Source organism: Streptomyces sp. NPDC057697 (assembly GCF_042799335.1).
Lineage (GTDB): Bacteria > Actinomycetota > Actinomycetes > Streptomycetales > Streptomycetaceae > Streptomyces.
This window is the reverse complement of record NZ_JBHVJA010000011.1, coordinates 92410-115083: the sequence shown is the minus strand read 5'-3', so window position 1 is coordinate 115083 and position 22674 is coordinate 92410. Positions and strand designations below refer to the sequence as shown.

The following is a 22674-nucleotide window of genomic DNA, read 5'->3' as shown; positions in this document are numbered from 1 at the left end:
TCTCTTCACAGGAACGCCCACGGCTTGAAGCCTGGACTCGGTCTCGTGCAGTCGGGAGCGACGGCGGCGACCTAGCTAGCATCGTACAAAAGCGAAAAGGACCCCCGTGGTGGGGGCCCTCCTCGTGAGAGTTACGCGTGTGTCGCGGTGTGCTGCCTTATCCGGTCGCTGAAGTCGCGCGGGAACATGATCTCGATACGCCCGATGCGCTGAATCACTCTGCCTTCATCCAGTGTCACCAAGAGTTTCCCGCTTACGTACTGAGCCGGGACGTCCTCGCTGTGCACCGTGACCCGCAAGCCAGAGGCGCGCAGTTCCTTGCTCTTGCCTTCGGCAGTGGTGAGCTGGGACCAGCGCTCACCGTAGGTCTCGCCGGTGGGTATCTCTTCCCACGTGTCCGGCCGCGTCGGCAGCGCGATCAGTTGTTCCCGCTTCCTGTCCATCCGGCTGTACTCCTCGCGGTACTCCAGCTTTCCGGTCTCGGATGAGTAGATCCCTGCCTCGCGATCCTCTCGGAGTTCCTGCATGGCGCGGGTCACTTCGTTGATGTCGTTGGTGTGGTCGATGCCGGGGCGGAACACCTTGCGGACGATCTCGATGTGTCCGGCTACGCGGAGGAACTCCTCCTCGATCGTGCTCTCCAGCTTCGGAGCACCTATGGACTTGCTATCTGCGCAGAGCAGACCAGTGATCGCCTTGTTCGCGCACCGGTAGTAGCTCCAGCTCCGCCCGGGGTACCGGTACAGGGGCTTGCCGCAGGTGCAGAAAGCGACGCGAAGCAGAGGGGAACCGCCCGTGCGGTTGCCTGCCCTCTTGTTGCTGTTCTCTTCCAGCTTGGCGCTGACCCGCTCCCAGTCCTCTTTGGAGATCAGCGGCTGCGCCCGCTGGAGAGGCAAGCCGTCCTTGTCTCGTACGAGACGGGTGCGCTTCTCCTTACGGCCGTCAGACAGGGTGACTTCCTCTGTCATCTCCACCTGGCCGAGCAAGGTGTGAGAACGCAGCATCTTGATCAGGTTGCCTACTCGCCAAAGCGCACCTTTGGGTTCCTTCCCGCCACGGATTCGCTGCGCATCCAGCGGGGGCGGTGTCTTGTCTCGGTTCTCGTTGAGCCACCGACAGACGCTGTTGGCGGACTGCCCATCGATGATCTTGCGGACGATCTCACGCAGGGTCTCGGCAGTGTTCAAGCCGTACTCATCGGGTACCAGCTTCCATCCGTCGCCGGTCTCCTGCTTCTCCGGCCGGTAGCCGTACGGCACGAAGCCGCCGCGCCAGCGGCCCTCTTTCATCAGGTGGGTGTAAGAGGATTTGGCCCGTGCCTTGATGGCTTCGAGCTCTCCCTCTGCAAAGGAAGCGATGAGCTGAAAGAGGATGCGTCCCATGGGGGACGACAGGTCGATGTCCCCTTCGGCGGTGGCGAGCTGCTTTTCGTTTCGGTCGCACCACTCGGCCAGGACGTTGACGTGGATCACCCGACGAGAGATTCGGTCGAGCTTCCACGCGGCCAGGATGTCGAACTCCGAAGCGCGGGATTCCTCCCATGCGAGACGGTGCTCGATGTCGCTTGCATCCTTACCGATGGTGGACGGCAGCCACTTGCCGAACTCCGGACGCTTCCACGGTTCGATACCGCCGGACACGTCAACATCCTCGACCCAACCGATGACGACGTGACCCTTACTGTCCGCCCATCCTTGTATGGAGGCCCGCTGTCGGACGACCGATGTGCTTTCGTCGCTTGCCCTAGACAGGCGGAGTACTCCGAGGACCCTTGCCACTGTTGCTCGCTTTCTTTCCGCCCGCCCACACATCGGGGGGCGACAGTCGTTCGATTATGACTGGTGTCAAAGTGGCTCCTTCGATGAAGCGCCCGAATTCTCCGTGCGGGCGCTGGACGCGCTGCGCCAGCCGCTGGAGTCGGGCCATGTGGTGGTGGCCCGCAGCGCCGGGGTGGTGCGGCTGCCCGCCAGATTCCTGATGGTGCTGGCCGCCAATCCCTGCCCGTGCGGGAGGCACAGCCTCAGCGGGGCCGGCTGCGAATGCCCGCCCTCCGCGGTCAGGCGCTATCAGGCCCGGCTCTCCGGACCGCTGCTCGACCGGGTGGACCTGAGGGTGCTCGTCGATCCGGTCAGACGTGAGGACCTGATGGGCCGGGGCGGCAGGGGCGAGTCCACCGCCACCGTCGCCGCCCGGGTCCTGGCCGCCAGGGCGCGGGCCGCCGAACGGCTGGCGGGCACCGGCTGGACGACCAACAGCGAGATCCCCGGCCATGAGCTGCGGACCAGACTGGCCGCGGCACCCGGCGCGCTCATGGAGGCCGAACGGGACATGGAACGGGGCATGCTCACCGCACGCGGCCTGGACCGGGTGCTCAGGGTGGCGTGGACGGTCGCCGATCTGCGCGGCGCCGAGCGCCCCGACGCCTCCGACATCGCGGTGGCGCTGGAACTGCGGACCGGGATTCCGCGGGGCGCCCTCACACAGGTGGGCGCCTCGTGAAGCCGGGGGCGGACGACCCGCGGCGCGTGGAAGAGGACCGGCCGGGAGGCGCGGGGCAGCGGGGCGCGGAGCGCGGCGCCGACGAGGCGCCGGGGAGCGCGGTGAGCGGTCAGGAGCGACTGGCGCGCGCCGCCCTGACCCGCATCGTCGAGCCGGGGGACGAGCGCGGTGGCCGCTGGCTGCGCGAGTTGGGTGCCGTCGAGCTGTTGCGGCGGATCACCAGCCGGGACGGTGCCGCGGAGCGGATGGGCGCAATGACCCCGAGGCGGCTCGCCGGATACCGGCTGCGGGCCGAGGGCGTCGACCCCGGGCGGGACCTCTCGGCGGTCGCCGCGCTCGGCGGGCGGTTCGTCTGCCCCGGGGACCGGGAGTGGCCCAGCCAGCTCGACGACCTGGCGGACGCCCGGCCGACCGGACTGTGGGTGCGGGGGCCCCGCGATCTGCGGCTCTGGGCGCTGCGCTCGGTCGCCGTGGTCGGCGCGCGGGCCTGCACACCCTACGGATCGCACATGGCGGCGAGCCTGGGCGCGGGACTCGCCGAGCTGGGGTGGGTGGTCGTGTCGGGAGCCGCCTTCGGGGTCGACGGGGCGGCACACCGCGGCGCGCTCGCCGTCGGCGGGGCGACGATGGCGGTCCTGGCCTGCGGGGTGGACGTGCCCTACCCCCGGGGACACGCCGAGCTGATCGGAAGAATCGCGGAACAGGGGCTCGTCATCGGTGAATTGCCGCCGTCCGACCACCCCAACCGCAGTAGATTCGTCCTCCGGAACCGGGTCATCGCCGCGTTGACGCGCGGGACGGTCGTGGTCGAGGCCGAGTACCGCAGCGGTTCGCTGGTCACCGCGCGGTGCGCCCAGCGCCTGGGCCGCTTCACCATGGGCGTGCCGGGCCCCGCCACCAGCGGGCTGTCCGCAGGGGTCCATGAACTCCTGCGCGGTGAGGGCATCCTGGTGACCGATGCCTCGGAGGTCGCCGAACTGGTGGGGGACATCGGCGAACTCGCCCCGGTCAGACGCGGACCCGTGCACCCCAGGGACCTGCTGGACGCCGCCTCCGCCAGAGTCCTCGACGCGCTGCCGTACCGGGGCTCCGTGGGCGGACGTGAGGTGGCCCGCACCGCCGGAACCAGCGCCGACGAGGCGCTCGGCAGGCTGTACGAACTGCACTCACTGGGGTTCGTCGAACGGGATGGCGAGGGCTGGAGGTTGACGTCGAGACCGCTCCGCAATGGCGACGCGCGGCGAGGCGGTGCTTGACCTGGAGCATTCGGGTGAAAAGGTGATGCCGATGACCTCGGCGGATCCTTCAGTCACGCCTCCGGGGCCGACGCGCACGGCGGCGGCCCCGGTCCTCAGTCATGCAGGATCGGCCGGATGTGCAGAGCGCCGATCCCCTATCCTGCGCGGACCGCGACATCACAGTCACGCTACGCTCACGAGGATTCCGACTCAGACATACGTCCCAGTACTTCACAGCAGAACGGCTCAAGGCACCACATGCCCCAGCACACCTCCGGGTCTGATCGCGCGGCAGTACCACCGGCTGCGCGTGGCACTGTGCGCCCCCCTGCGCCCTCCTCGCTCGACGAGTTGTGGCGCTCGTACAAGTCCACGGGCGACGAGCGGCTGCGGGAGCAGCTGATCCTGCACTACTCGCCGCTGGTGAAGTACGTGGCGGGCCGGGTGAGCGTGGGACTGCCGTCCAACGTCGAGCAGGCGGACTTCGTCTCCTCCGGGGTCTTCGGGCTGATCGACGCGATCGAGAAGTTCGACATCGAGCGCGCGATCAAGTTCGAGACGTACGCGATCACCCGCATCCGGGGCGCGATGATCGACGAACTGCGGGCGCTGGACTGGATCCCGCGCTCGGTGCGCCAGAAGGCACGGGCGGTGGAACGCGCCTACGCCACGCTGGAGGCGCAGCTGCGGCGCACCCCCTCCGAGGCGGAGGTCGCCGCGGAGATGGACATCGCGCTGGAGGAACTGCATGCGATTTTCAGCCAGTTGTCGCTGGCCAACGTGGTCGCCCTGGAGGAGCTGCTGCACGTCGGCGGCGAGGGCGGCGACCGGCTGAGCCTCATGGACACACTGGAGGACACCGCCGCCGACAATCCGGTGGAAGTGGCCGAGGACCGCGAGCTCAGACGGTTGCTCGCCCGTGCCATCAACACGCTCCCGGAGCGTGAGAAGACCGTCGTGACGCTCTACTACTACGAGGGCCTCACGCTCGCCGAGATCGGCAACGTCCTCGGGGTCACCGAGAGCCGGGTCAGCCAGATCCACACCAAATCGGTGCTGCAACTGCGCGCGAAACTGGCCGACGCCGGCCGTTGAGCCCCGCTCGCGCCCGCCGCGGTACATGGCTGCCCCGGCCACGGAATCGGGGCCGTACCCGCCCCCTCGCGCACCGGTCGCCGTAGAGTGGACGCGTGCCCAGGATTCGAGCGGCCTCGGTGGCCGAGCACCGGACCATGCAGCGCGGCGCCCTCCTGGACGCCGCACGCTCCCTGCTGTCCGAGGGCGGTACGGAGGCGTTGACCTTCCCCGCCCTCGCCGAACGCACGGGCCTCGCCCGGTCCTCCGTGTACGAGTACTTCCGCTCCCGCGCGGCCGTCGTCGAAGAGCTCTGCGCCGTCGACTTCCCGGTCTGGGCGGCCGAGGTCGAGAACGCGATGGAGCAGGCCACGACGCCCGAGGGCAAGATCGAGGCCTACGTGCGCAGGCAGCTCGACCTGGTCGGGGACCGCCGCCACCGGGCGGTCGTCGCCATCTCGGCGAGTGAGCTGGACGCCGGGGCGCGCGAGAAGATCAGGGCCGCGCACGGCGGGCTGATCGCCATGATCGTCGAGGCGCTCGGCGACCTCGGCCATGCCCAGCCGAGGCTGGCGGCGATGCTGCTCCAGGGTTCGGTCGACGCCGCCGTGCGACGTATCGAACTGGCCGTGGCCGAGGAGCCGTCCGTGATCGCGGACACCGCTGTCACCATGATCCTCCGAGGCGTGCAGGGCGCACGGGACTGACGCGGGCGCCGCACCGCGGCGGCCGTCAGCAGAACGCCGGGGGCGGCGAGCCCGTCCGCGGTTCCCGAGGAGGCGAGCCCGTCCCCGGTCCCCGAGGAGGCGAGCCCGTCCCCGGCCCCCGAAGAGGCGAGCTCGTCCCCGGTCCCCGAGGAAGCGGGCCCGGATGCCGCTTCCGGCTCGGGTACGCCGAACACCGGAAGCAGCCTGGACGGGCCCCGGCGCAGCAGCGACGGCGGCAGCAGCGACAGCGGATCCAGATAGGTGTCACCGCGCCGCAGCCCCCAGTGCAGACAGCCCGACGCGCAGTGGAAGGGCCCCGTCTCCACGACCGCCACCACCTGCCCGGCCGTCACCTCCTCGCCCTTGGCGACCAGCGCGCGCACCGGTTCGTACGTGGTCCGTAGCGGGGGATCGCCACTGTCGGCCACCTCGATCGCGAGCACCCCGCGCCCCGCGACCCGTCCGGCGAACGAGACCTGTCCCGGGGCGGCGGCGAGCACCGTCGCATCCGGCCCGGCGGCGAGGTCGACGCCGCGGTGGCCCCGGGCGTAGGGGCCGGCCGGGGGCTCCCAACCCCGCAGGACCGAGGGCCGCCCGGCGAGCGGCCAGGACCGGTCCTCCGCCGCCGAGCCCACCGCAGGTACGGAACCGGGCCCGGGTGCCGGTGCCGGCGCTCCGGCCGTGGCGGCCGACGGGCCGCAGATCATCGCCGGCAGGGCGACCCCGGCCGCCAGGAGCAGCGCCAGGAGCACCCTCCGTCCGCGCGGCGCCAGCCGCCCGCGCGGCAAGGCCCCGCGGAGCCCGTTCCGTAAACGGGAAACGGCCGGAGCAACCCGAGCAACCCGAGCAACCCGAGCAACCGGAGAGGCGGGAGCGACCAGGGAGGCGGCAGTGGCCGCGGCCGCGGGAGCGGACGGGGCGGATGGGGCGGACGGGTCGAAGGGGTCGGTCGGGCCGGTCGGTTCAGTGGTGCGTCGCATGCCGGAACCGTCCCGCAACCGGCCGCTCCGCGGGGATCATGGACCGCATCTGTGGACAACCGACCGGTTGTGGACAGCGCCGTCACCCGGCACCCGGGCCGTCCCGTACACTTCCTATGGCGATCCGGGTCACCGGGTCGACTTCGCACGCCCCGCCACCTCCCTCTCCGCGGACGGTGGCCGCGCTCCTCGGTCCCTTGTGGCACGGCGCGTCGGGGCGTCAGGCGCGACAGCAATCCTGCGGTCGCGACAACCGAGCACCTCAAGGAGTACGGCCATGGCCGTCGTCACGATGCGGGAGCTGCTGGAAAGCGGCGTCCACTTCGGTCACCAGACCCGTCGCTGGAACCCGAAGATGAAGCGCTTCATCTTCACCGAGCGCAACGGCATCTACATCATTGACCTGCTCCAGTCGCTGTCGTACATCGACCGCGCCTACGAGTTCGTCAAGGAGACCGTCGCCCACGGCGGCTCCATCATGTTCGTGGGTACGAAGAAGCAGGCCCAGGAGGCCATCGCCGAGCAGGCGACGCGCGTCGGCATGCCGTACGTCAACCAGCGTTGGCTCGGTGGCATGCTCACCAACTTCTCCACCGTCTACAAGCGCCTTCAGCGTCTGAAGGAGCTTGAGCTCATCGACTTCGAGGACGTGGCCGCCTCCGGCCTCACCAAGAAGGAGCTCCTGGTCCTCTCCCGCGAGAAGGCCAAGCTGGAGAAGACCCTCGGTGGTATCCGCGAGATGCAGAAGGTGCCGAGCGCCGTCTGGATCGTCGACACCAAGAAGGAGCACATCGCCGTCGGTGAGGCGCGCAAGCTCCACATCCCGGTCGTCGCGATCCTCGACACCAACTGCGACCCCGACGAGGTCGACTACAAGATTCCGGGCAACGACGACGCGATCCGCTCCGTCACCCTGCTCACCCGCGTGATCGCCGACGCCGTCGCCGAGGGCCTCATCGCCCGTTCCGGTGCCGCCACCGGTGACTCGAAGCCGGGCGAGAAGGCCGCCGGTGAGCCGCTCGCCGAGTGGGAGCGCGACCTCCTCGAGGGCGACAAGAAGGCCGACGCCGAGGTGCAGACCTCCGCCGAGACCGAGAAGGTCGCGGACGCCGAGGCCGCCGAGGCCCCCGCCGCCGAGGCCGCTGCCGAGGCCCCGGCCGCGGACGCCGAGCAGGCCTGACACCCGTCACGGCTGAAGACGGCGGGGGCCGGTGCCACAAGCACCGCCCCCGCCGTTCACCCGTAGATCTTTCAGACTTCGAGAGAGAAACCCAGACTCATGGCGAACTACACCGCCGCTGACGTCAAGAAGCTCCGCGAGCTGACCGGCGCCGGCATGATGGACTGCAAGAAGGCGCTCGACGAGGCCGACGGCAACGTCGACAAGGCCGTCGAGGCGCTCCGTATCAAGGGCCAGAAGGGCGTCGCCAAGCGCGAGGGCCGTTCTGCCGAGAACGGCGCCGTCGTCTCCCTCATCTCCGAGGACCAGACGTCCGGTGTTCTGCTGGAGCTGAAGTGCGAGACGGACTTCGTCGCCAAGGGCGAGAAGTTCCAGAACGTCGCGAACACCCTCGCCGCGCACGTCGCCGCCACCTCCCCGGCCGACATCCAGGCGCTGCTCGCCTCCGAGATCGAGGCCGGCAAGACCGTCCAGGCGTACGTCGACGAGGCCAACGCCAACCTCGGCGAGAAGATCGTCCTGGACCGCTTCGCGCAGTTCTCCGGCGCGTTCGTCTCCGCGTACATGCACCGCACCATGCCCGACCTGCCGCCGCAGATCGGTGTTCTGGTCGAGCTGGACAAGGCCGACGCCGAGCTGGCCAAGGGCATCGCGCAGCACATTGCCGCGTTCGCCCCGAAGTACCTGTCCCGCGAGGACGTCCCGGCCGAGGTCGTCGAGGCCGAGCGCCGCGTCGCCGAGGAGACCACGCGCGCCGAGGGCAAGCCCGAGGCCGCGCTCCCGAAGATCGTCGAGGGTCGCGTCAACGGCTTCTTCAAGGAGGCCACCCTCCTCGGCCAGCCGTACGCGCTGGACAACAAGAAGTCCGTCCAGAAGGTCCTGGACGAGGCCGGCGTCACCCTGAAGCGCTTCTCGCGCATCAAGGTCGGCATCTGAGTCCGTCCGCGAACAACGGTGGACCCCGATAGGGTCTAGTGCAGTCGTCGGCAGCACTCACGCCGTACGACCGCAGATCTGACGAGGAGGCCATTGCCGCTGAGGGACACCAGACCCACCGGCAATGGCCTTCTTCGTATGTGCACGAGGAGAATCTCCATGAACAAGGGCGCGGACGCCGCACAGGGTGACCACAAGCGCGACGACGGCAAGGTGGCAGGACGCTTCATGCTGAAGCTGTCCGGAGAGGCGTTCGCCGGCGGCGGGGGTCTCGGTGTCGACCCCGACGTCGTACACGCCATCGCCCGGGAAATCGCGGCGGTCGTCCGGGACGGCGCGGAAATCGCCGTCGTCATCGGCGGCGGCAACTTCTTCCGCGGCGCCGAGCTCCAGCAGCGCGGCATGGACCGGGCCCGGTCCGACTACATGGGCATGCTCGGCACGGTCATGAACTGCCTGGCACTCCAGGACTTCCTGGAGAAGGAGGGCATCGACTCCCGCGTCCAGACCGCCATCACCATGGGCCAGGTCGCGGAGCCGTACATTCCGCTGCGCGCCGTGCGCCACCTGGAGAAGGGCCGCGTCGTCATCTTCGGCGCCGGTATGGGGATGCCGTACTTCTCCACCGACACCACTGCCGCCCAGCGCGCTCTGGAGATCGACGCAGAGGCCCTCCTGATGGGCAAGAACGGGGTGGACGGGGTCTACGACTCCGACCCGAAGACCAACCCCGACGCGGTGAAGTTCGACGCGCTCGAGTACAGCGAGGTTCTCGCCCGCGATCTCAAAGTCGCCGACGCCACCGCCATCACGCTCTGCCGCGACAACGACCTGCCGATCCTCGTCTTCGAGCTGACCGCCACCGGCAATATCGCCCGCGCGGTCAAGGGTGAGAAGATCGGCACGCTCGTGAGTGACCGGAGCACCCGGGCCTGAGGACCGGGGGACCTTCCCGGATCCGACGGGAGGTCCGGGCCCCCGGGGGAGACCCCGGGCCGGCCCGAAGGATGGACAACGGCCTGCCGGTCGGACACCGTGCAGGTGAGGACGCGACGCAGGACCCGCCGGGCCCCGGCACGCCGGGCCCGCTCAAGACACGCAGGAGCACGTGGTGATCGAAGAAACCCTCCTCGAGGCCGAGGAGAAGATGGAGAAGGCCGTCGTCGTCGCGAAAGAGGACTTCGCCGCGATCCGTACCGGCCGTGCGCACCCGGCGATGTTCAACAAGATCGTCGCCGACTACTACGGCGCGCTGACCCCGATCAACCAGCTCGCCTCGTTCTCGGTGCCCGAGCCGCGCATGGCCGTCGTGACGCCGTTCGACAAGACCGCGCTGCGCAACATCGAGCAGGCCATCCGCGACTCGGACCTCGGCGTCAACCCGAGCAACGACGGCAATATCATCCGGGTGACCTTCCCTGAGCTCACCGAGGAGCGCCGCCGCGACTACATCAAGGTCGCCAAGGGCAAGGCCGAGGACTCCAAGATCTCCATCCGCGCCGTGCGCCGCAAGGCCAAGGAGACCCTCGACAAGCTGGTCAAGGACAAGGAGTCGGGCGAGGACGAGGTGCGTCGCGCGGAGAAGGAGCTCGACGACACCACCGCGAAGTACGTCGCGCAGGTCGACGAGCTGCTCAAGCACAAGGAAGCCGAGCTGCTCGAAGTCTGATGAGCGACTCCTCCTGGGGCGCCCCGCAGGGAGTCGGCCGCTGGGGTGCGCCCGAGATGCGGGCTGCTCCGGCGGGTCCTGCATACGATGTGCATGACGCCCAGCAGACTCGGCCCATGCCCATCGTGCCGGACGTTCCCGACGCAGGTAGAGACGCTGACGACCGTGATGACCGGGACCAGGGGACCGCGCGCCCGAGCGGCGGCCCCCCGATCCGTGACGAGAAGCCGCAGGAGCCCATGTCCACCGCGCCACCGTCCCCGCAGAAGAAGCGTGCGGGCCGTGATCTGCGAGCCGCCATAGGGGTCGGTGTGGGGCTCGGCGCCGTCATCGTCGCCTCGCTCTTCATCGTGAAGGCCGTCTTCGTCGGTGTGATCGTCGTCGCCGTCGTCGTGGGCCTGTGGGAGCTGACCTCCCGGCTTCAGGAGCGCAAGGGCATCAGGGCGCCGCTCGTCCCGCTGGCGGTGGGCGGCGCGGCGATGGTCGTCGCCGGTTACGTGTGGGGTGCCGAGGGCGCCTGGGTGGCGACGGCGCTGACCGCGCTGGCGGTGCTCGTCCAGCGGATGACCGAGCCGCCCGAGGGCTACCTCAAGGACGTCACGGCCGGTGTCTTCGCGACGTTCTACGTGCCGTTCCTCGCCACGTTCGTCGTCATGCTCCTGGCCGCCGACGACGGGCCGTGGCGGGTGCTCACCTTCCTGCTGCTCACCGTGGTGAGCGACACGGGCGCGTACGCCGTCGGCTGGCGCTTCGGGAAGCACAAGCTCGCGCCGCGCATCAGCCCCGGAAAGACCCGGGAGGGCCTGTTCGGGGCCGTCGCCTTCGCGATGGTGGCGGGTGCGCTGTGCATGCAGTTCCTGATCGACGGCGGTTCCTGGTGGCAGGGGCTGCTGCTCGGCCTCGCGGTCGCGGCCAGCGCCACCCTCGGCGACCTGGGCGAATCGATGATCAAGCGGGACCTCGGCATCAAGGACATGGGCACGCTGCTGCCGGGGCACGGCGGCATCATGGACCGGCTGGACTCGCTCCTGCCGACCGCCCCGGTGGTCTGGCTGCTGCTGGTGCTGTTCGTCGGCTCCGGCTGAGACCACGTCCCTGAGCTGGGATTTTACGAGTGAGGGCCCGCTGTCCACAGGACGGCGGGCCCTCACCGTTCCGTCTGCGACACTGGATGAACCATGCCTAAGCCCGGAGAACTCACTTTCGTCGCGCCCCGCGGAGCCAAGAAGCCGCCGCGGCACCTCGCCGACCTCACGCCCGCCGAGCGCAAGGAAGCCGTCGCCGCGATCGGCGAGAAGCCCTTCCGCGCCCAGCAGCTCTCGCAGCACTACTTCGCGCGGTACGCGCACGACCCGGCCGAGTGGACCAACATCCCGGCCGGATCGCGGGACAAGCTCGCCGAGGCGATGTTCCCCGACCTGATGTCCGTGGTCCGCCACATCAGCTGCGACGACGACACCACCCGCAAGACGCTCTGGAAGCTGCACGACGGCACGCTCGTCGAGTCCGTCCTGATGCGTTACCCGGAGCGGGTGACGATGTGCATCTCCTCGCAGGCCGGATGCGGGATGAACTGCCCGTTCTGCGCGACGGGGCAGGCCGGTCTCGACCGCAATCTGTCGACCGCCGAGATCGTCCACCAGATCGTGGACGGGATGCGGGCGCTGCGTGACGGGGAGGTCCCCGGGGGTCCGGCGCGGCTCTCCAACATCGTCTTCATGGGCATGGGCGAGCCGCTCGCCAACTACAACCGCGTGGTCGGCGCGATCCGGCGGCTGACCGACCCGGAGCCGGACGGGCTGGGGCTCTCGCAGCGCGGGATCACCGTCTCCACCGTGGGCCTGGTGCCCGCGATGCTCCGTTTCGCGGACGAGGGCTTCAAGTGCCGCCTCGCCGTCTCGCTGCACGCCCCGGACGACGAGCTGCGTGACACCCTCGTTCCGGTGAACACACGCTGGAAGGTGGCGGAGGTGCTGGACGCCGCGTGGGAGTACGCGGAGAAGTCCGGCCGCCGCATCTCGATCGAGTACGCGCTGATCCGCGACATCAACGACCAGGCGTGGCGCGGCGACCGGCTCGGCCGGCTCCTCAAGGGCAAGCGGGTGCACGTCAACCTGATCCCGCTGAACCCCACGCCCGGTTCCAAGTGGACCGCCTCCCGCCCGGAGGACGAGAAGGCGTTCGTCGAGGCGATCGCGGCCCATGGGGTGCCGGTCACCGTGCGGGACACCCGTGGCCAGGAGATCGACGGAGCCTGCGGGCAGCTGGCGGCGGCCGAGCGCTGAGGCCGCCCCCGGGCGGGCCCCCGTGCCCGTGTAATCTGGGCCTGAAATCAACTTCATATTCCGACAGGGGAGCGCCACAGCGCTGAGAGTGCGGCACCGAGGACAGGTCGGCCGCAGACCCTCTGAACCTCGCCCGGGTCATTCCGGGTAGGAAGTTCGGTCATCAACTCATGCTGTTGCGCCCTGCCCGCTTCCCGCGGGCGGGGCCGCGTCTCTTCCTGGCCAAAACCCAGGAGGAATCCACAATGAGCACCACGCGCAGGACCAGGCAGCTCGCGGCATCGGCCGTCGCCGCCGCGCTCGGCGTCACCGCACTCGCCGGATGCGGGAGCTCCGACGACTCGGCCACCGGCGGTACGAAGGGCTCGGGCTCCAAGACCGTGACCCTCGTCAGCCACGACTCCTTCAACGCCTCCAAGGACGTGCTGAAGGAGTTCACCGAGGAGACCGGCTACACCGTCAAGGTGCTGAAGAGCGGCGACGCGGGTGTCGCGCTCAACCAGGAGATCCTCACCAAGGGCTCGCCGCGCGGCGACGTGTTCTTCGGCGTCGACAACACGCTGCTCTCCCGCGCCCTCGACAGCGGGCTCTTCACGCCGTACGAGGCGAAGGGCCTCGGCCGGGTCGCGGCGGACACCCGGCTCGACGCGGACCAGCACCGGGTCACCCCGGTCGACACCGGCGACATCTGCGTCAACTACGACAAGAAGTACTTCGCCGACAAGAAGCTCGCGCCGCCGCAGTCCTTCGACGACCTGGCGAAGCCCGCGTACAAGAACCTCCTCGTCACGGAGAACGCCGGGACCTCCTCGCCCGGCCTCGGCTTCCTCCTCGGCACCGTCGCCACCTACGGGGAGAAGGGCTACCAGGACTACTGGAAGAAGCTGAAGGACAACGGCGTCAAGGTCGTCGACGGCTGGGAGCAGGCGTACAACGAGGAGTTCTCCGGCTCCGCGGGCGGCAGGAAGGCCAAGGCGGACCGGCCGCTCGTCGTCTCGTACGCCTCCAGCCCGCCCGTCGAGGTGCTGTACGCGAAGCCGCAGCCGAAGACCGCGCCGACCGGGGTGGCCACCGGGACCTGCTTCCGCCAGATCGAGTTCGCGGGCCTGCTCAAGGGCGCGAAGAACGAGGCGGGCGGCAAGGCGCTGCTGGACTTCCTGATCGGCAAGAGCTTCCAGGAGGACATGCCGCTCAACATGTTCGTGAACCCGGTCGCCAAGGACGCGAAGCTGCCGGAGCTCTTCACGAAGTTCGGCGCGACGGTGGACCGGCCGACGACCGTGGCCCCGGACCTCATCGCCAAGAACCGTGAGCAGTGGGTCCAGTCGTGGTCCTCGCTCGTAGTGAAGTAGCGAAGACGCCCGCACGTCGGCCGGACGCGGGCGGGAACGCTCCCCGCGGCCGGTCGGCGCGCTCGGCGCGCGCCGGATCCGCCCGCGCGCGGGCCCGGCGCGGCGCCGCCGTGCGGCTGGGGCTGATGGCCGTGCCCGTCGCGTTCTTCGGGCTGTTCTTCGCCTACCCGGTCGTCGCGATCGTCGGCCGGGGCCTGAAGGTGGACGGCGTCTGGCAGTTCGGCCGGATCGGCGAGGTGCTGGCCCGGCCGGACATCCGCGAGGTCCTCTGGTTCACCTGCTGGCAGGCGCTCGCCTCGACCGCGCTGACCCTGCTGGTCGCGCTGCCCGGCGCCTATGTCTTCGCCCGCTTCGACTTCCCCGGCAAACAACTGCTGCGGGCGGTCGTCACGGTGCCGTTCGTCCTGCCGACCGTGGTCGTCGGGACCGCCTTCCTGGCGCTGCTGGGACGCGGCGGATTCCTCGACGAACTCTGGGGCGTACGGCTCGACACCACCGTCTGGGCGATTCTGCTCGCTCATGTCTTCTTCAACTACGCCGTGGTCGTCCGGACGGTCGGCGGGCTGTGGGCCCAGCTCGACCCCCGGCAGGAGGAGGCCGCCAGGGTGCTCGGCGCCGGACGGTTCGCCGCCTGGCGACGGGTCACCCTGCCGGCCCTGGCACCCGCGCTGGCCGCCGCCGCGCTGATGGTCTTCCTCTTCACCTTCACCTCCTTCGGCGTCGTGCAGATCCTCGGCGGACCCGGGTACTCCACGCTGGAGGTGGAGATCTACCGGCAGACCGCGCAACTGCTCGCCCTGCCGACGGCCGCCGTGCTGACGCTGGTGCAGTTCGCCGCGGTCGGCGCGATCCTCGCCGTGCACGCGTGGACCGTACGGCGCAGGGAGACCGCGCTGAAGCTGGTCGATCCGGAGCGGACCGCCCGCAGGCCGCGCGGCGCCGGTCAGTGGGCGCTGCTGTGCGGGGTGCTGCTGACCGTGCTGCTGTTGATCCTGCTGCCGCTCGGGGTGCTGGTCGAGCGCTCCTTCGACACCGGCGACGGACATGGTCCCGACTTCTACCGCGCGCTGGCGTCCGTGGACGCGGGCGGCGGTACGTTCCTGGTCGCGCCGCTCGAAGCGATCGGGAACTCCCTGCGGTACGCGCTGGTCGCGACGGTCATCGCGCTCGTGATCGGCGCTCTCGCCGCCGCGGCCCTGACCCGGCGGGCGGGCCGGCTGGTGCGCGGCTTCGACGCGCTGCTGATGCTGCCGCTCGGGGTGTCCGCGGTCACCGTCGGCTTCGGCTTCCTGATCACGCTGGACAAGCCCCCGCTGGACCTGCGGACCTCCTGGATCCTGGTGCCGCTCGCCCAGGCGCTGGTCGGGGTGCCCTTCGTCGTACGGACCATGCTGCCCGTGCTGCGCGCGGTGGACGGGCGGCTGCGGGAGGCGGCGGCGGTGCTCGGGGCGTCGCCGCTGCGCGCCTGGCGGGAGGTCGACCTGCCGCTGGTGCGGCGGGCGTTGCTGGTCGCGGCCGGTTTCGCGTTCGCCGTCTCGCTCGGTGAGTTCGGCGCGACGGTGTTCATCGCGCGGCCCGACCGCCCGACGCTGCCGGTCGCCGTGGCCCGGCTGCTGGGGCGGGCCGGGGAGCTCAACTACGGGCAGGCGATGGCCCTCAGCACCATCCTGATGGTGGTCTGCGCCGTCTCGCTGCTGCTGCTCGAACGTATCCGCACGGACCGGTCCGGGGAGTTCTAGAGATGCTGACACTGGAATCGGCCACCGTGCGCTTCGGCGAGCGGGCGGCGCTCGACGCGGTGGACCTGGAGGTCGCCGAGCACGAGACCGTCTGTGTGCTCGGGCCGAGCGGAAGCGGCAAGTCCACCCTGCTGCGGGTGGTCGCCGGGCTGCATCCGCCGGACGGCGGCCGGGTGCTGCTGGACGGCGTGGACCAGGCCGGGGTGCCGGTGCACCGGCGCGGGCTCGGTCTGATGTTCCAGGACCACCAGCTGTTCCCGCACCGGGACGTCGGCGCCAATGTCGCCTTCGGGCTGCGGATGCGCGGGGTGCCGCGCCGCGACCAGGAGCACAGGGTCGGCGAACTCCTCGACCTGGTGGGGCTGCCCGGTGCCGAACGGCGCGCCGTCGCCGCGCTGTCCGGCGGCGAGCAGCAGCGCGTGGCCCTGGCGCGGGCCCTCGCCCCGAGCCCCAAGCTGCTGATGCTGGACGAGCCGCTCGGCCAGCTCGACCGGGGGCTGCGTGAGCGGCTGGTCGTCGAACTGCGCACGCTCTTCGGGCGGTTGGGCACGACGGTGCTCGCCGTCACGCACGACCAGGGCGAGGCGTTCGCCCTGGCCGACCGGGTGGTGGTGATGCGCGACGGGCGGATCGCCCAGGCGGGCACCCCGCTGGAGGTCTGGCGGCGGCCCGCCTCGGCCTTCGTCGCCCGGTTCCTCGGCTTCGACAACGTGGTCGGGGCGACGGTGGCCGGTACGGTCGCCGACACGGCGTGGGGCCGGGTGCCGGTGCCCGAGGGCTCGCCGCAGGGGGCGTGCGACCTGCTGGTGCGGCCGGCCGGGGTCCGGATCGGCGCCCCGGAGGAGGGGCTGCGCTGTGTGGTCGGGACGCGTACGTTCCGGGGCAACCACGTCGCCGTGCGGCTGACGCCGGAGCGCGGTCCGGTCCTGGAGGCGGAGTGCGCGCTGCGCGACGCCCCCGAGGAGGGTGCGGTGGTCGGGGCGGAATTCGACGCGGCGGAGACCGTGGTCCTGCCCGCCCGGCCCTGACCGGGCGACGCGCTTTGCGCCGGGCGCAGGACCGCGGCGGGGGCGTCCGGTGCGGTGGCCCGTGGTGCCGCCGGGGCGTCCGGGCGGGTCCCGCCCCGGGGTGGGCGCCGCGCCCTGTCCGGTTCCTGTGGGGGACGGGTCGAGGGTGGCACGGGTCGCGGGATCGGGGCGGTGGTCGGACGATGGCCTGATGCCCCCCACGTCCACGCGGGCGGCCCGGGGGGCCTGGCAGCGGATCCGGAAGGACGGCGACCATGACCGAGTCAGCACGCGAGGGCATCGACATCACCCGCGTCCTCGACGCCCCGAGGGAGCGGGTCTTCGAGGCCTGGACGACGCCCGAGCACTTCGCGGCCTGGTACGGCGGTGACGCCGAGGTGCCGCTCGACCGGGTGTCGATGGACGTCAGGCCGGGCGGCGCCTGGAGCCTGGTCATCGTGGTGCCGGGCACCGAGATGCCGTTCCACGGGGTCTACCGGGAGGTGGTGGCTCCCGAGCGGCTGGTGTTCACGCTGAAGGACTCCTCCGCGCCCGCCGACATCGAGGGCGAGACCGTCACCGCCACCTTCACCGACCGCGGCGACGGGACCACCGAGCTGGTCTTCCGGCAGCGCGGCGGCAACCTCACGGCCGAACAGTACGCGGCGGCCGAGGACGGCTGGGAGGCGTTCTTCGACGCGCTCGTGGCCCGGCTCGCGTCCTTCTGAACCGGCCCCGCGCCCTACGGTCCCGCCCACAGCCGGGCGAGCGCTCCGGGGGCCTCGTCCACCGTGTCCACCAGCGCGATCCGGGAGTCCATCGCCCGGCCCGCGGCCAGCGCCCGCAGCAACGGCCAGGCGGGCAGCGTACGCGTCCAGTGGGCGCGGCCGACCAGCACCATCGGCGTCGGACCGCCGAGGGAGCCGTAGTAGTTCGGCGTCGTGCTGTCGAAGATCTCCTGTACGGTTCCGGCCGCGCCGGGCAGGAAGATCACGCCCGCCGTGGAGCGGGTCAGGAGCCCGTCCTCGCGCAGCGCGTTGGCGAAGTACTTGGCGATCCGGTCCGCGAACGGGTTCGGCGGCTCGTGCCCGTAGAACCAGGTGGGGATCGAGACCGAGCCGCCACCGCCCGGCCAGCGCCTGCGTACCTCGAAGGCGGCCAGCGCCCAGTCCGTGACCGAGGGGGCGAAGGCGGGGGCCGTGGCCAGCAGCGCGCAGGCCTCGTCCAGCACGGGGCCCGGGTACGGCGCCGTGTACGCCCCGAGGTTGGCCGCCTCCATCGCGCCCGGCCCGCCGCCCGTGGCCACCGTCAGGCCGTCCCGGGCCAGGGTCCGCCCCAGCCGGGCGGCGGCCGTGTACGGGGCGCTGCCCCGGGCGGTCGAGTGGCCGCCCATCACGCCGACCACGCGGGCCCCGGCCAGGAAGTCGCCCAGCGCGTCCGAGACCGCGTCGTCGTGGAGCGCCCGCAGCATCGACGCGAAGGTGTCGCCGCTCGCCCGGGTCCGCTGGAACCAGCGGTACGCGCGGGCGTCGGGCGTCGCCGCGTAGCCGCCCTCGGACAGCCCCGCGTAGAGCGCGTCGGGGGAGTAGAGCAGACCGCGGTACGGGTCGAAGGGCAGTCCGGGAACCGGCGGGAAGACGAACGCTCCGTCCGCCCGCACCTTCGCCGCCGCCCCGGGCCCCATCCGGCAGCCGAGGAAGACGGCGCCGGCCGTGTCGGCGGACCGCAGGGCGGCGCCCCGGCCCGTCAGGTCGAGGGACTGGATCCGGTGCCCCGCCAGCGACCCCGAGGCGACCGCCTCGTCGAACGCGGCGAGCGAGTCGATCTCGGGGCCGGGCGGAGGACCTGTTTCGTCCGGATTGTCCACGCTGTCATGCTACGCAGCGGCCGCCGGGCGGGCCCGGGGCCGCCCGGCGGGCCGTCTCAGGCCGTCAGCGGCAGCGCGGCCAGCTCCGCGATCAGCCAGGTCAGCGGGGCGAAGACGAGCAGCAGTGCGGCGGCGCGCAGGGCCGTCGCGGCGCGCAGGGCCGATGCCGGGGCGCCGAGCCGCAGCAGCGCCTGCGCCGTCTGCGCGCGGGCCTGCCTCGCCTCCAGCGCCGTCGTCAGCAGCGTCGCCGTCGTGCAGCCGAGGACGAGCACCGCGCCCAGCGCCGTGAGCGGACCGAGGGGGTGGGCCCCCGCCCCGTACAGCGCGTAGCCGCCGACCGCCGCGGCGAGCACCGCGCATACCACGCCGAGGGGGCGGCCGATCCGGCGCGACTCGTCCATCAGCACCCGGCCCGCCAGCAGCCGCACGGCGCCGGGCCGCGCCGCCTGGAGCAGCCGCCCGCACAGGTGGGCCAGGCCGGGCCCCGCCAGGGCGAGGCCGACCACCGTCAGCGTCCACCCCGCCAGCACCCCGGCCGGGGTGGCTTCGAGCCGGCCGGGCAGCGGGAGCAGGCTGTGGCCGCCGGGCCGGCTCATGTACGCCTCGACGGCGAGCCCGACCGCTGCCAGCGCCACGCCCCACGGCAGTCCCGCCGGGGCCGCTGCCGGAGGGGGAGCCTCCGGTTCTGTCAGCACCTTCGAGGCGGCGTTGTCCGGGGCCGCGGTCGAGGCCGGCTCGGCGCGCAGCGCGAGGGCGCTCGCGCCCGCCGCGACCACCGGGACCACGGCCAGCAGCACCAGCGCGGCGGCGAGCGGCAGCGGGGCCTCGGCGTCGAGCGGCCCGGCGGCCGCGCCGTCGAACGGCAGCCCGGTCAGATCACCGCGCAGATGCAGGAAGAGCAGCAGCGCCACCGTCGAACCCAGGGTGCAGGAGAGGGCGGTGGAGACCGCGGCGAGCACGGCGAGCCGGACCGGACCGAGGCCGACGGCGGACAGCCCGGAGCGCGGCCGGGTGCTCGGGTCGGTACGGGCCACCGCGACCGCGAACTGCACGGTGGCGGCGAGCGGCACCAGGCACCAGAGCAGACGCAGCACGGCCCCGGTGGAGTGCGCCGGGTGCGCCGACGCGTAGCTCAGGGTGCAGAGCAGCAGGAAACCGACGCCGGCCGAGGCGGCGGCGACCAGCAGCCGCCGCAGCAGCACCAGCGGGTGGGAACCACGGGCTAGACGGAGAGCGAGCACGCCGCGCGGCCCTCCGTGTCGGACCCGGCGGGCAGGGCGACGGTGGCGACGCGGCGGCCGTCCAGCAGCGGGACCGTGCGGTCGGCGAGGGCGGCGATCTCCGCGTCGTGCGTGGCGAACACGATCGTGATGCCGTGCGAACGGGCCGCGCTGGTGAGGGTGCGCAGCACATGCGTCCGGTCGCCGCGGTGCAGGGTCGCGGTCGGCTCGTCGGCGAAGATCACCGTGGGGGAGCCGGCCAGGGCGCGGGCCACGGCGATCCGCTGGCGCTGCCCCTGGAGGAGGGTGTGCGGCCGCTGCCGGGCGCAGGTGCCGATGTCGAGCCGTTCCAGCCACTCCAGGGCGGCCTGCTTCGCCTCCCGGCGCGGGGTGCCGCGCAGCAGGAGCGGGAGGGCCGTGTTCTCCCAGGTGTTCAGCTCGGGCACGAGCTGGGGCTCGGGGGCGATCCAGCCGAACCGGTCGCGGCGCAGCCGCTCGCGCAGCCGCGGGCCCATGGTGTGGACGGGGATGCTGTTGAACCACACCTCGCCCTGCTCGGGCACCAGCTGGCCGGACAGGCAGTGCAGCAGGGTGGTCTTGCCGCAGCCCCGGGGGCCGGTCACGGCGAGGATCTCGCCGTCGCGGACGCCCAGGGAGACGCCGCCGAGCGCGGGTGAGCCGTTGTGGGAGTGGTGCAGGGAACGCGCCCAGATCACGTCGTTGTCCGGCGGGGCCACCATGGCGTACACCTCGGTTCAGATCGTAATTCCCGTCCCCCGTACGGGGGAACGAAGTGGGGGCCGATCGGTCACTCGGCACCGTAGGGATTCGAACCGTGGTGAGCGCACAGCACACGGCCCGGGTGCGCCCCTTCCCACTCGAATGGGCGCATCCGGGCCGTGTGGACCGTATGAGGATGACGGCTGGAAGCCGGTCAAGCCGTGGTCAAGCGATGGTCAAGCCGCCGGGGTCTCCCGGCCGGTCGACCGGCGGCCGGTCCGTGGTCGGCCGGCCGGTCGTCGTACCGGTCAGAGCTTGGTCCACGCCTCCGTGAGGACGGTGCGCAGGATGCCCTCGATCTCGTCGAACGTCGACTGGTCGGAGACCAGCGGCGGCGCGAGCTGGACGACCGGGTCGCCGCGGTCGTCGGCCCGGCAGTACAGGCCGTTGTCGTACAGCGCCTTGGAGAGGAAGCCGTACAGGACGCGCTCGGTCTCCTCGTCGGTGAAGGTCTCCTTGGTGGCCTTGTCCTTCACCAGCTCGATGCCGTAGAAGAAGCCGTTGCCGCGGACGTCGCCGACGATCGGCAGGTCGAGGAGCTTCTGCAGCGTGGTGAAGAAGGCGTTCTCGTTGTCCAGGACGTGCTGGTTGAGGCCCTCGCGCTCGAAGATGTCGAGGTTGGCGAGGCCGACCGCCGCGGAGACCGGGTGGCCACCGAAGGTGTAGCCGTGCAGGAAGGTGTTGTCACCCTCGTAGAACGGCGCGGCGATGCGGTCCGAGACGATGCAGGCACCGATCGGGGAGTAGCCCGAGGTCATGCCCTTGGCGCAGGTGATCATGTCCGGCACGTAGCCGAACTTGTCGCAGGCGAACATCGTGCCGAGGCGGCCGAAGGCGCAGATGACCTCGTCGGAGACGAGCAGCACGTCGTACTTGTCGCAGATCTCGCGGACGCGCTGGAAGTATCCGGGCGGCGGCGGGAAGCAGCCACCGGCGTTCTGCACCGGCTCCAGGAAGACCGCGGCGACGGTCTCCGGGCCCTCGAAGAGGATCTCCTGCTCGATCTGGTCGGCGGCCCAGCGGCCGAAGGCCTCGGGGTCGTCGCCGTGGATCGGGGCGCGGTAGATGTTGGTGTTCGGCACCTTGTGCGCGCCGGGGACCAGCGGCTCGAAGGGGGCCTTCAGGGCCGGCAGGCCGGTGATGGACAGGGCGCCCTGCGGGGTGCCGTGGTAGGCGACCGCGCGCGAGATGACCTTGTACTTGGTCGGCTTGCCCTGGAGCTTGAAGTACTGCTTGGCCAGCTTCCAGGCGGTCTCCACGGCCTCGCCGCCACCGGTGGTGAAGAAGACCTTGTTGAGGTCGCCCGGGGCGTAGTCGGCCAGGCGCTCGGCCAGCTCGACGGCCTTCGGGTGGGCGTAGGACCAGACCGGGAAGAAGCCCAGTTCCTGGCCCTGCTTGTACGCCGCCTCGGCGAGCTCGTGACGGCCGTGGCCGGCGTTGACCACGAACAGGCCGGAGAGGCCGTCCAGGTAACGCTTGCCCTGGTCGTCGAAGATGTAGGTGCCCTCGCCACGCACGATGGTGGGAACGGGCGCGTTCTCGTAGTCCGACATGCGGGTGAAGTGCATCCACAGGTGGTCGTACGCGGTTCGGCTGAGGTCCTTGCTCACGGCTATCGGGTTCCCCACATATAGGTCTGCTTCTTGAGCTTCAGGTACACGAAGCTCTCGGTGGAGCGCACGCCGGGGAGGGCCCGGATGCGTTTGTTGATCGTTTCCAGCAGGTGGTCGTCGTCCTCGCAGACGATCTCCACCATCAGGTCGAAGGAGCCCGCGGTCATCACCACGTACTCGCACTCGGCCATGGCCGACAGCGCCTCGGCGACGGGGTCGAGGTCTCCCTCGACGTTGATGCCGACCATCGCCTGCCGCCGGAACCCCACGGTGAGGGGATCGGTGACGGCGACGATCTGCATCACGCCCTGATCGAGCAGCTTCTGGACGCGCTGCCGCACGGCCGCCTCGGAGAGGCCCACGGCCTTGCCGATCGCGGCGTACGGACGGCGTCCGTCCTCCTGGAGCTGCTCGATGATTGCGAGGGAGACGGCATCGACCGCTGGTGACGATCCGTTCCCGGTCCTGGAGTCTGCGCTGCGACTGGCCACGCATCCACTGTGCACCGGGACTCGACTGTCTGGCAAC

Annotated in this window: 19 protein-coding genes, 2 pseudogenes and 1 riboswitch; of the genes and pseudogenes, 14 read left to right on the top strand and 7 right to left on the bottom strand. The window is 71.1% G+C overall.

What is annotated here, in order from left to right; all coding sequences use genetic code 11:
- Nucleotides 1–131 precede the first annotated feature (131 nt).
- Nucleotides 132–1640, bottom strand: coding sequence for a recombinase family protein (locus ACFVFH_RS26080; RefSeq protein ID WP_383772895.1), 1509 nt, complete (start codon nucleotides 1638–1640; stop codon nucleotides 132–134).
- Between the two features lie 220 nt (nucleotides 1641–1860).
- Between ACFVFH_RS26080 and ACFVFH_RS26075 the strand changes: the two are divergent.
- From ACFVFH_RS26075 to ACFVFH_RS26060, 4 genes and pseudogenes are all read left to right on the top strand, one after another.
- Nucleotides 1861–2499, top strand: a pseudogene (locus ACFVFH_RS26075) (ATP-binding protein); the annotation flags it as partial.
- A gap of 101 nt (nucleotides 2500–2600) precedes the next feature.
- Nucleotides 2601–3755 (top strand): DNA-processing protein DprA, encoded by a 1155-nt coding sequence (gene dprA / locus ACFVFH_RS26070; RefSeq protein WP_383773191.1) that lies wholly within the window; start codon nucleotides 2601–2603, stop codon nucleotides 3753–3755.
- 240 nt (nucleotides 3756–3995) lie between these two features.
- Complete coding sequence (gene whiG, locus ACFVFH_RS26065; RefSeq protein ID WP_383772893.1) at nucleotides 3996–4832, top strand: RNA polymerase sigma factor WhiG; 837 nt, start codon at nucleotides 3996–3998, stop codon at nucleotides 4830–4832.
- Nucleotides 4833–4951: 119 nt separating this feature from the next.
- Nucleotides 4952–5518 carry a TetR/AcrR family transcriptional regulator gene (locus ACFVFH_RS26060; protein ID WP_383773189.1) on the top strand — a complete coding sequence of 189 codons (567 nt, stop codon included), beginning with the start codon at nucleotides 4952–4954 and terminating at the stop codon, nucleotides 5516–5518.
- 308 nt (nucleotides 5519–5826) lie between these two features.
- Here the strand turns inward: ACFVFH_RS26060 and ACFVFH_RS26055 are convergent.
- Nucleotides 5827–6225: pseudogene (locus ACFVFH_RS26055) on the bottom strand (peptidoglycan DD-metalloendopeptidase family protein); the annotation flags it as partial.
- Nucleotides 6226–6775: 550 nt separating this feature from the next.
- Here ACFVFH_RS26055 and rpsB point away from each other — a divergent pair.
- The 10 genes from rpsB to ACFVFH_RS26005 all read left to right on the top strand — a co-directional run bounded on the left by rpsB (nucleotide 6776) and on the right by ACFVFH_RS26005 (nucleotide 17394).
- Nucleotides 6776–7678, top strand: coding sequence for a 30S ribosomal protein S2 (gene rpsB / locus ACFVFH_RS26050; RefSeq protein WP_383772891.1), 903 nt, complete (start codon nucleotides 6776–6778; stop codon nucleotides 7676–7678).
- A gap of 99 nt (nucleotides 7679–7777) precedes the next feature.
- Complete coding sequence (gene tsf, locus ACFVFH_RS26045; RefSeq protein ID WP_383772889.1) at nucleotides 7778–8614, top strand: translation elongation factor Ts; 837 nt, start codon at nucleotides 7778–7780, stop codon at nucleotides 8612–8614.
- 159 nt (nucleotides 8615–8773) lie between these two features.
- Nucleotides 8774–9550 (top strand): UMP kinase, encoded by a 777-nt coding sequence (pyrH, locus tag ACFVFH_RS26040; RefSeq protein ID WP_383772887.1) that lies wholly within the window; start codon nucleotides 8774–8776, stop codon nucleotides 9548–9550.
- Nucleotides 9551–9725: 175 nt separating this feature from the next.
- The gene (gene frr, locus ACFVFH_RS26035; protein WP_072487217.1) at nucleotides 9726–10283 is read left to right on the top strand and encodes a ribosome recycling factor; all 558 of its coding nucleotides are present in this window, start codon (nucleotides 9726–9728) and stop codon (nucleotides 10281–10283) included.
- Nucleotides 10283–11368: a phosphatidate cytidylyltransferase gene (locus ACFVFH_RS26030; RefSeq protein WP_383772885.1), complete on the top strand. Its 1086-nt coding sequence runs from the start codon at nucleotides 10283–10285 to the stop codon at nucleotides 11366–11368. Before frr ends, ACFVFH_RS26030 begins: the two co-directional genes overlap by 1 nt.
- Nucleotides 11369–11461: 93 nt before the next feature.
- Nucleotides 11462–12568: a 23S rRNA (adenine(2503)-C(2))-methyltransferase RlmN gene (gene rlmN / locus ACFVFH_RS26025; protein ID WP_093545005.1), complete on the top strand. Its 1107-nt coding sequence runs from the start codon at nucleotides 11462–11464 to the stop codon at nucleotides 12566–12568.
- Between the two features lie 55 nt (nucleotides 12569–12623).
- Nucleotides 12624–12740: riboswitch (TPP riboswitch) on the top strand.
- Between the two features lie 73 nt (nucleotides 12741–12813).
- A complete protein-coding gene (locus ACFVFH_RS26020; RefSeq protein WP_383772883.1) occupies nucleotides 12814–13920 on the top strand; it encodes a thiamine ABC transporter substrate binding subunit in 1107 nt (368 codons plus the stop codon).
- A 125-nt stretch (nucleotides 13921–14045) separates the two neighbouring features.
- Nucleotides 14046–15659, top strand: a complete 1614-nt coding sequence (locus ACFVFH_RS26015; protein WP_383772881.1) for an ABC transporter permease — start codon at nucleotides 14046–14048, stop codon at nucleotides 15657–15659.
- Nucleotides 15660–15661: 2 nt separating this feature from the next.
- On the top strand, nucleotides 15662–16687 hold the full coding sequence (locus ACFVFH_RS26010) for an ABC transporter ATP-binding protein (RefSeq protein ID WP_383772879.1): 1026 nt from the start codon (nucleotides 15662–15664) through the stop codon (nucleotides 16685–16687).
- A 254-nt stretch (nucleotides 16688–16941) separates the two neighbouring features.
- Nucleotides 16942–17394 (top strand): SRPBCC domain-containing protein, encoded by a 453-nt coding sequence (locus ACFVFH_RS26005; protein ID WP_383772877.1) that lies wholly within the window; start codon nucleotides 16942–16944, stop codon nucleotides 17392–17394.
- Nucleotides 17395–17408: 14 nt separating this feature from the next.
- Here the strand turns inward: ACFVFH_RS26005 and ACFVFH_RS26000 are convergent, their stop codons facing one another.
- The 5 genes from ACFVFH_RS26000 to ACFVFH_RS25980 all read right to left on the bottom strand — a co-directional run bounded on the left by ACFVFH_RS26000 (nucleotide 17409) and on the right by ACFVFH_RS25980 (nucleotide 22637).
- Nucleotides 17409–18533, bottom strand: coding sequence for an LOG family protein (locus ACFVFH_RS26000; RefSeq protein WP_383772875.1), 1125 nt, complete (start codon nucleotides 18531–18533; stop codon nucleotides 17409–17411).
- A gap of 56 nt (nucleotides 18534–18589) precedes the next feature.
- Nucleotides 18590–19774: a hypothetical protein gene (locus ACFVFH_RS25995; protein WP_383772873.1), complete on the bottom strand. Its 1185-nt coding sequence runs from the start codon at nucleotides 19772–19774 to the stop codon at nucleotides 18590–18592.
- Entirely contained in the window at nucleotides 19756–20493 is a 738-nt protein-coding gene (locus ACFVFH_RS25990) for an ABC transporter ATP-binding protein (protein WP_383772871.1), read from the bottom strand. The genes ACFVFH_RS25995 and ACFVFH_RS25990 overlap by 19 nt, the downstream gene beginning before the upstream one ends.
- A 288-nt stretch (nucleotides 20494–20781) precedes the next feature.
- On the bottom strand, nucleotides 20782–22161 hold the full coding sequence (locus ACFVFH_RS25985) for an aspartate aminotransferase family protein (RefSeq protein ID WP_072487209.1): 1380 nt from the start codon (nucleotides 22159–22161) through the stop codon (nucleotides 20782–20784).
- Nucleotides 22146–22637 carry an Lrp/AsnC family transcriptional regulator gene (locus ACFVFH_RS25980; protein WP_176729251.1) on the bottom strand — a complete coding sequence of 164 codons (492 nt, stop codon included), beginning with the start codon at nucleotides 22635–22637 and terminating at the stop codon, nucleotides 22146–22148. The genes ACFVFH_RS25985 and ACFVFH_RS25980 overlap by 16 nt, the downstream gene beginning before the upstream one ends.
- Nucleotides 22638–22674 lie beyond the last annotated feature (37 nt).

Bases quoted from the DNA above. Each gene is read 5' to 3' on its own strand.
- pyrH (WP_383772887.1), top strand. From the start codon at position 8,774: ATGAACAAGGGCGCGGACGCCGCACAGGGTGACCACAAGCGCGACGAC.
- ACFVFH_RS26020 (WP_383772883.1), top strand. From the start codon at position 12,814: ATGAGCACCACGCGCAGGACCAGGCAGCTCGCGGCATCGGCCGTCGCC.
- rpsB (WP_383772891.1), top strand. From the start codon at position 6,776: ATGGCCGTCGTCACGATGCGGGAGCTGCTGGAAAGCGGCGTCCACTTC.
- ACFVFH_RS26015 (WP_383772881.1), top strand. From the start codon at position 14,046: ATGGCCGTGCCCGTCGCGTTCTTCGGGCTGTTCTTCGCCTACCCGGTC.
- ACFVFH_RS26030 (WP_383772885.1), top strand. From the start codon at position 10,283: ATGAGCGACTCCTCCTGGGGCGCCCCGCAGGGAGTCGGCCGCTGGGGT.
- ACFVFH_RS26005 (WP_383772877.1), top strand. From the start codon at position 16,942: ATGACCGAGTCAGCACGCGAGGGCATCGACATCACCCGCGTCCTCGAC.
- tsf (WP_383772889.1), top strand. From the start codon at position 7,778: ATGGCGAACTACACCGCCGCTGACGTCAAGAAGCTCCGCGAGCTGACC.
- rlmN (WP_093545005.1), top strand. From the start codon at position 11,462: ATGCCTAAGCCCGGAGAACTCACTTTCGTCGCGCCCCGCGGAGCCAAG.
- whiG (WP_383772893.1), top strand. From the start codon at position 3,996: ATGCCCCAGCACACCTCCGGGTCTGATCGCGCGGCAGTACCACCGGCT.
- ACFVFH_RS25990 (WP_383772871.1), bottom strand. From the start codon at position 20,493: ATGGTGGCCCCGCCGGACAACGACGTGATCTGGGCGCGTTCCCTGCAC.
- ACFVFH_RS26010 (WP_383772879.1), top strand. From the start codon at position 15,662: ATGCTGACACTGGAATCGGCCACCGTGCGCTTCGGCGAGCGGGCGGCG.